This window comes from Actinosynnema sp. NPDC059797 (assembly GCF_042732085.1).
GTDB lineage: Bacteria > Actinomycetota > Actinomycetes > Mycobacteriales > Pseudonocardiaceae > Actinosynnema.
In genome coordinates this window covers 1241-7840 of sequence record NZ_JBHWIE010000259.1, presented here as the reverse complement: position 1 = coordinate 7840, position 6600 = coordinate 1241, and the positions used below count along the sequence as shown (strand labels likewise).

At 70.0% G+C, this 6600-nt stretch carries 5 protein-coding genes; all 5 read left to right on the top strand.

Translation table 11 applies throughout. The features are described from left to right. Positions 1-21: 21 nt before the first annotated feature. Positions 22-1011 (top strand): carbohydrate ABC transporter permease, encoded by a 990-nt coding sequence (locus tag ACFV4N_RS33355; protein ID WP_499676636.1) that lies wholly within the window; start codon positions 22-24, stop codon positions 1009-1011. Continuing rightward, complete coding sequence (locus ACFV4N_RS33350; protein WP_499676635.1) at positions 1011-1910, top strand: carbohydrate ABC transporter permease; 900 nt, start codon at positions 1011-1013, stop codon at positions 1908-1910. Before ACFV4N_RS33355 ends, ACFV4N_RS33350 begins: the two co-directional genes overlap by 1 nt. A 2-nt stretch (positions 1911-1912) precedes the next feature. Beyond that, positions 1913-3328: a GH1 family beta-glucosidase gene (locus ACFV4N_RS33345; protein ID WP_499676634.1), complete on the top strand. Its 1416-nt coding sequence runs from the start codon at positions 1913-1915 to the stop codon at positions 3326-3328. Further along, positions 3325-4359: a LacI family DNA-binding transcriptional regulator gene (locus ACFV4N_RS33340; RefSeq protein WP_499676633.1), complete on the top strand. Its 1035-nt coding sequence runs from the start codon at positions 3325-3327 to the stop codon at positions 4357-4359. The genes ACFV4N_RS33345 and ACFV4N_RS33340 overlap by 4 nt, the downstream gene beginning before the upstream one ends. A gap of 461 nt (positions 4360-4820) precedes the next feature. After that, a partial coding sequence (locus tag ACFV4N_RS33335) for a WD40/YVTN/BNR-like repeat-containing protein (protein ID WP_499676632.1) occupies positions 4821-6600 on the top strand: 1780 nt, incomplete at its 3' end.

Here is a 6600-nt window from a genome sequence, read left to right as displayed (position 1 = left end):
ATTTTTTGTTCTTCTTTTTTTATGTCCAGGTGGGGGTGGGGGCCCGACACCCCCCCGCCGCGGCGCGAAGACAACGATGACATCTCGCCCGCCAAGCTGAGCTGGCGGCACCGGCTGACCAAACTCGACGTCAAGGTCTCGCCGTACCTCTACATCGCCCCGTTCTTCGTCGTGTTCGGCATCGTGGGCCTGTTCCCGCTGCTGTACACCGCCTACATCTCGCTGTTCGACTGGGAGATGGGCGCCGACGAGCAGCCGTTCATCGGGCTGGAGAACTACACCACGCTGTTGGCCGATTCGCAGTTCTGGAACGCGATGGTCAACACGCTGAGCATCTTCGTGCTCTCCAGCGGTCCCCAGGTGGTCGTGGCGGTGCTGCTGGCCGCCCTGCTCAACACCGCGCTGCGCGGGCGCACCGCCTGGCGCATGGGCGTGCTGCTGCCCTACGTGGCCAGCCTCGTCGCCCTGACGATCATCTTCGCGAACCTGTTCGGCCCCCAGTACGGCATGATCAACAACATCCTGGAGTTCTTCGGGATCGACCGGATCGACTGGCAGGCCGAGCGCTGGTGGAGCCACGTCGCCATCGCCACCATGGTCAACTGGCGCTGGACCGGTTACAACGCGCTGATCGTGCTGGCCGCGATGCAGGCCATCCCGCGCGACGTCTACGAGGCGGCCTGGGTGGACGGCGCGAGCAAGGTGCGCCAGTTCTTCAGCATCACGCTGCCGCTGCTGCGCCCGACGCTGATCTTCGTGGTGGTCACCTCGACCATCGGCGGCCTCCAGATCTTCACCGAGCCGAAGCTGTTCGCGCCCTCGGGCAGCAACAACGGCGGTTCGCAGAACCAGTACCAGACCGTCGTGCTCTACATGTACCAGTCCGGCTTCGAGGGTTTCGACCTCGGCTACGCCTCGGCGATCGCCTGGGTCCTGTTCCTGGTCATCATCGCGATCGCCGGCATCAACTTCCTGATCACCAGGCGACTCGCATCCTCCGGAGGAGCATGATGGCCGTCATCCAGGGGCGTCCGACCGTCGCCGAGCGGCCGCCGGGGCGCGGCGGCGGCAAGTCGGGGGGCAAGGGCACGCTGTCCGAGCGCCGCCCAGGCTTCACCGTCTACGGCATCCTGATCGCCTTCATCCTCGGCTCGGCGTTCCCGTTCTACTGGTCCTTCGTGGTGGCCAGCCACAACGACGCGGACATCAAGGGCGACCCGCCGCTGATCCCGGGCGGCAACTTCTTCGTCAACGCCGGCCGCGTGCTCGACACGATCCCGTTCTGGAGGGCGCTGGGCAACAGCGTCATCGTCTCCGGCACGGTGACCCTGTCGGTGGTCATCTTGTCCACTTTGGCCGGATTCGCGTTCGCGAAGCTGCGCTTCAAGGGGCGCGGCCCGCTGATGGTCTTCGTCGTCGCCACCCTCGCGGTGCCGACCCAGCTCGGCATCATCCCGCTCTTCATGACGATGTCGGAGCTCGGCTGGTCCGGCACGCTCGGCGCGGTCATCGTCCCCAACCTGGTGACCGCCTTCGGCGTGTTCTGGATGCGCCAGTACATCGCCGACGCCGTGCCGGACGAGCTGATCGAGGCCGCCCGCATGGACGGGTGCAGCATGATCCGCACGTTCTGGCACGTGTGCCTGCCCGCGGTGCGCCCGGCGGCGGCCATGCTGGGCATCTTCACGTTCATGACGTCGTGGAACGACTTCCTCTGGCCGTTGATCGTGCTCGACCCGTCCGACCCGACCATGCAGGTCGCCCTGGAGAAGCTCCAGAGCGGCTACTACGTCGACAACACGCTCGTGCTCGCCGGGACCACGATGGCCACGGTCCCGATCTTGATCGTCTTCCTCGTACTCGGTCGGCAGATCGTCGCCGGGATCATGCAGGGTGCTGTGAAGGGGTAGCTGTGGAGTCGATTTCCTTTCCCGAGGGATTCGTGTGGGGCGCCGCGACAGCGGCGTTCCAGATCGAGGGCGCGACCACCGCGGACGGTCGCACCGCGTCCATCTGGGACACGTTCTGCAAGACGCCGGGTGCGGTGGTGGGCGGTGACACGGGCGACCCCGCCGCGGACCACTACTACCGCGTCGACGAGGACGTCCAGTTGATGGTCGACCTCGGGCTGCACGCGTACCGGTTCTCCACCGCGTGGCCGCGCATCCGCCCCGACGCGGGTCCGGTCAACCAGGCGGGCCTGGACTTCTACTCCCGGCTGGTCGACAAGCTGCTGGAGAACAACATCACCCCGTGGCTGACGCTCTACCACTGGGACCTCCCGCAGACCCTGGAGGACCAGGGCGGCTGGGCCAACCGCGACACGGCGTACCGCTTCGCGGAGTACGCCGAGTCGGTCGTCGGCGCGCTGGGCGACCGGGTGGTCAACTGGACCACCCTGAACGAGCCGTGGTGCTCGTCGCTGCTCAGCTACGCCGCCGGCGTCCACGCGCCGGGCCGCCAGGAGCCGGAGGCCGCCGTGGCCGCCGTGCACCACCTGCTGCTCGCGCACGGCCTGGCCACCGCGGCCATCCGGGAGCAGGCGCCGGCCGCCAAGATCGGGATCACGCTGAACATGTACCCGATCATCCCGGCGGACCCGGACGACCCGGCCGACCTGGACGCCGCCCGCAGGCTGGACGGCCTCCAGAACCGGATCTTCCTGGACCCGCTGTTCAAGGGCGAGTACCCGGCCGACATCGTCGCGGACCTGGAGCCCTACGGCTTCTCCAAGCACATCCGCGAGAACGACCTGGAGATCATCTCCGCGCCGTTGGACCAGCTGGGCGTCAACTACTACGCCGAGCACTTCGTCAGCGGCACGCCCGCGCCGGAGTCCGAGGCGCCGGTCCAGACCAACGGGCGTCGCCCGACCGGGTCACCCTGGGTGGGCGCCGAGCACGTCACCTTCCCCAGCCGGGGCCTGCCCCGGACCGACATGGACTGGGAGGTCGAGCCGAACGGCCTGTACAAGGTGCTCAAGCGGGTGCACGACGACTACCCGAGCATCCCGCTGTACGTGACCGAGAACGGCGCCGCCTACCGGGACTCGGTCGACGAGGACGGCTCGATCAACGACGTGGAGCGCCGCGACTACATCGACTCCCACCTCCGGGCGGCCCACGCGGCCATTCGGGAGGGTGTCGACCTGCGCGGCTACTTCGCGTGGTCGCTCATGGACAACTTCGAGTGGGCCGAGGGTTACGCCAAGCGGTTCGGGATCGTGCATGTCGACTACGAGACCCAGGTCCGGACCCCTAAGATGAGCGCCATGTGGTACTCGCAGGTTGCTCGTGGCAACGCTCTCGCGGCGACGGTCGCTCCGTGACCGATGCCGTTGAACCACCCAGGGCACGACGACCGAACACCCGGCTGGAGGAGGTCGCTCGTGCCGCCGGGGTGTCCAAGTCGACCGTGTCGCGGGTGATCAACGGCGAGCCGTACGTGAGCTCGAAGGCGCGCGAGGCCGTCCACCAGGCCATCACGCAGCTCGGTTACAGCCCCAACCAGGCCGCCCGGACGCTCGCCGGCAGCAGGGCGAACTGCATCGCCCTGGTCGTCTCCGAGCAGGGCAGCCGCGTGCTGGCGGACCCGTTCTTCGCCGGTGTGCTGCGCGGCGTGAACGCCGAGCTGGCGGGCAAGCGGGTCCAGCTCGTCCTCATGATGAGCAAGGAGGGCGACGAGCAGGACCTGGTGAACTACCTCTGCGGCGGCCACGTGGACGGCGTGCTGGTGATCAGCCTGCACGGCCAGGACCCGCTGCCCCGCACGCTCGCCGACGCGGGCCTGCCGACCGTCGTCGGCGGCAGGCCCCTCGGCGCGGGCGGAGTGCCCTATGTGGACTCCGACAACTTCAACGGGGCCATGGAGGCGGCGCGCTACCTGGTCTCGCTGGGTCGCAAGCGCATCGCCACCATCGCCGGCCCCCGGGACATGGCGGTGGGCATGGACCGGCTCTCGGGCTGGAAGCGCGGCATCAGCCAGGCCCGGATGGACGCCGACCTGGTCGCCTACGCGGCGGACTTCACCCCGGAGAGCGGCGCGGCGGCCATGGCCGACCTGCTCCGGCGGGAACCGGCGCTGGACGCGGTGTTCGTCGGCGCCGACATCATGGCCCTGGGCGCCCTCCAGACCCTGCACGCGCACGGCAAGAAGGTGCCCGACGACGTGGCCGTGGTCGGCTTCGACGACCTGATGATCGCCTCCACCGCGGTGCCGCCGCTGACCACGATCCGCCAGGACGTGGAGCAGTTGGGCCGCACCATGACGTGGCGGTTGATGGCGGAGCTGGCGGGGGAGGAGAACCTCCCGCCGTTCCTGCTCCTGCCGACCTCGATGGTCACCCGCGTCAGCGCCTGAGCACGACCTCCGCGAACCGGTCGGCGGCACGTCCGCCGGCCGGTTCGCGCGTTCCCGGGCCGGTTCGCGGGTGCTGCGCCCGGGTCGCGGGTTCCCAGGGCGGTTCGCGCGTTCCACGGCCGTTCGCGGGCGTTCGCGGGCCCGGCGCTTCGTCCGTTCCGTTCCGGGAGTCCTCTTCGGTCGGTCGGGCGTTCGGCTGAACGCCGCCGTTCACGGAACATCACTCGGATGGCGTAGTCGGGGCTCTTGCTGAGGACCGATTCGCCTGGCTAACGTCCCTCTACACAGATCTGGGAGCGCTCCCAGAAGCGCGGAGCGCCCCGCAGGCCTGGGAGGAGGCGGTTCCCTCTCGCCCCCGCCTCCTCCCACCCCCCGCGCAAAGGAGCGCAGGCACGATGGCAGCCAGAGCCACCCCGGCCCGGTACCCGGTCCGCAGGCCCACGGACGAGGGAAGCGGACTCGTGAGGAGGCTGCTGGCGCTGATCTCCGCGGTCCTCGCCGCGTTCGCCCTGGTCGCCGTCACCAGCGCGACCAACCCCGGCTCGCGGGCGCCGCAGGTGGACGCCTCGTCCGTGGCGGAGGTCGTCCAGAAGCACCGCTGGCGCAACGCGGAGATCCAGGGCGGCGGCTTCGTGCCCGGCATCGTGTTCAGCCCGGCCGAGAAGGACCTGATCTACGCCCGCACCGACATCGGCGGCGCCTACCGGTGGGACCAGGCCGCCGGCCGCTGGACCCCGCTGCTCGACTGGGTCGACTGGGACCGGTGGGGCTACAACGGCGTGGCGAGCATCGCGCCCGACCCCGCCGACCCCGAGCGGGTCTACGCCGCCGTCGGCATGTACACCAACAGCTGGGACCCGAACAACGGCGCGATCCTGCGCTCGTCCGACCGGGGGCGCAACTGGCTGGTCACCGAGCTGCCGTTCAAGGTCGGCGGCAACATGCCCGGCCGGGGCATGGGCGAGCGGCTCGCCGTCGACCCGAACGACGGCCGCGTGCTGTACCTCGGCGCGCCCAGCGGCAAGGGCCTGTGGCGCAGCACCGACCGCGGCGCCACGTGGTCGCAGGTCACGAGCTTCCCCAACCCGGGGAACTACGTCGCCGACCCGGACGACCCCAACGGCTACGCCAACGACATCCAGGGCGTCGTGTGGGTCACCTTCGACCCGCGGTCGTCCTCGCCCGGCAGCCCCGCGAAGACCGTTTACGCGGGCGTGGCCGACAAGGAGAACACCGTCTACCGCAGCACCGACGCGGGCGCGACGTGGACCCGGCTGGAGGGCCAGCCCACCGGCTACATCGCCCACAAGGGCGTGCTGGACGCCGAGGGCGGCTTCCTCTACCTGGCCACCAGCGACACCGGCGGCCCGTACGACGGCGGCAAGGGCGACGTGTGGAAGCACGACACCGCCACGGGGGAGTGGACGCGCATCAGCCCCGTCCCCTCGACCAGCCCCGACGCCCACTTCGGCTACAGCGGCCTGACCGTCGACCGGCAGGACCCGGACACGCTGATGGTCGCCACCCAGATCTCGTGGTGGCCCGACGTCATCATCTTCCGCAGCACCGACGGCGGCGCCACGTGGACCCGGGCCTGGGACTTCACCGACTACCCCAACCGGAGCTTCCGCTACAGGATGGACATCGGCGCCTCGCCGTGGCTGAGCTGGGGCGCGAACCCGCAGCCGCCCGAGGTCACGCCGAAGCTCGGCTGGATGGTGGAGTCGCTGGAGATCGACCCGTTCGACTCCGACCGGATGCTCTACGGCACCGGCGCGACCGTCTACGGCACCACCGACCTGCGCAAGTGGGACGCGAACGAGCAGATCACGATCAAGCCGACCGCGGCGGGCCTGGAGGAGACCGCGGTGCTCGACCTGATCAGCCCGCCCACCGGGGACGCGCCGCTGATCAGCGGCCTGGGCGACATCGGCGGGTTCCGGCACACCGACCTGACGCGCGTGCCGCCGATGATGTTCACCCAGCCGAACTTCACCACGACCACCAGCCTGGACTACGCCGAGGGCAACCCCTCGGTGGTGGTCCGCTCCGGCAACGTCGACGACCAGCCGAACGTGGCGTTCTCGACCGACGGGGGCGCGAACTGGTTCGCGGGCTCCGAACCGGCCGGGGTCACCGGCGGCGGCACGGTCGCCGCGGCGGCCGACGGCAGCCGGTTCGTGTGGTCCCCGGCGGGCGCGGGCGTCCACCACTCGGTCGGCTTCGGCACCGCGTGGGCGC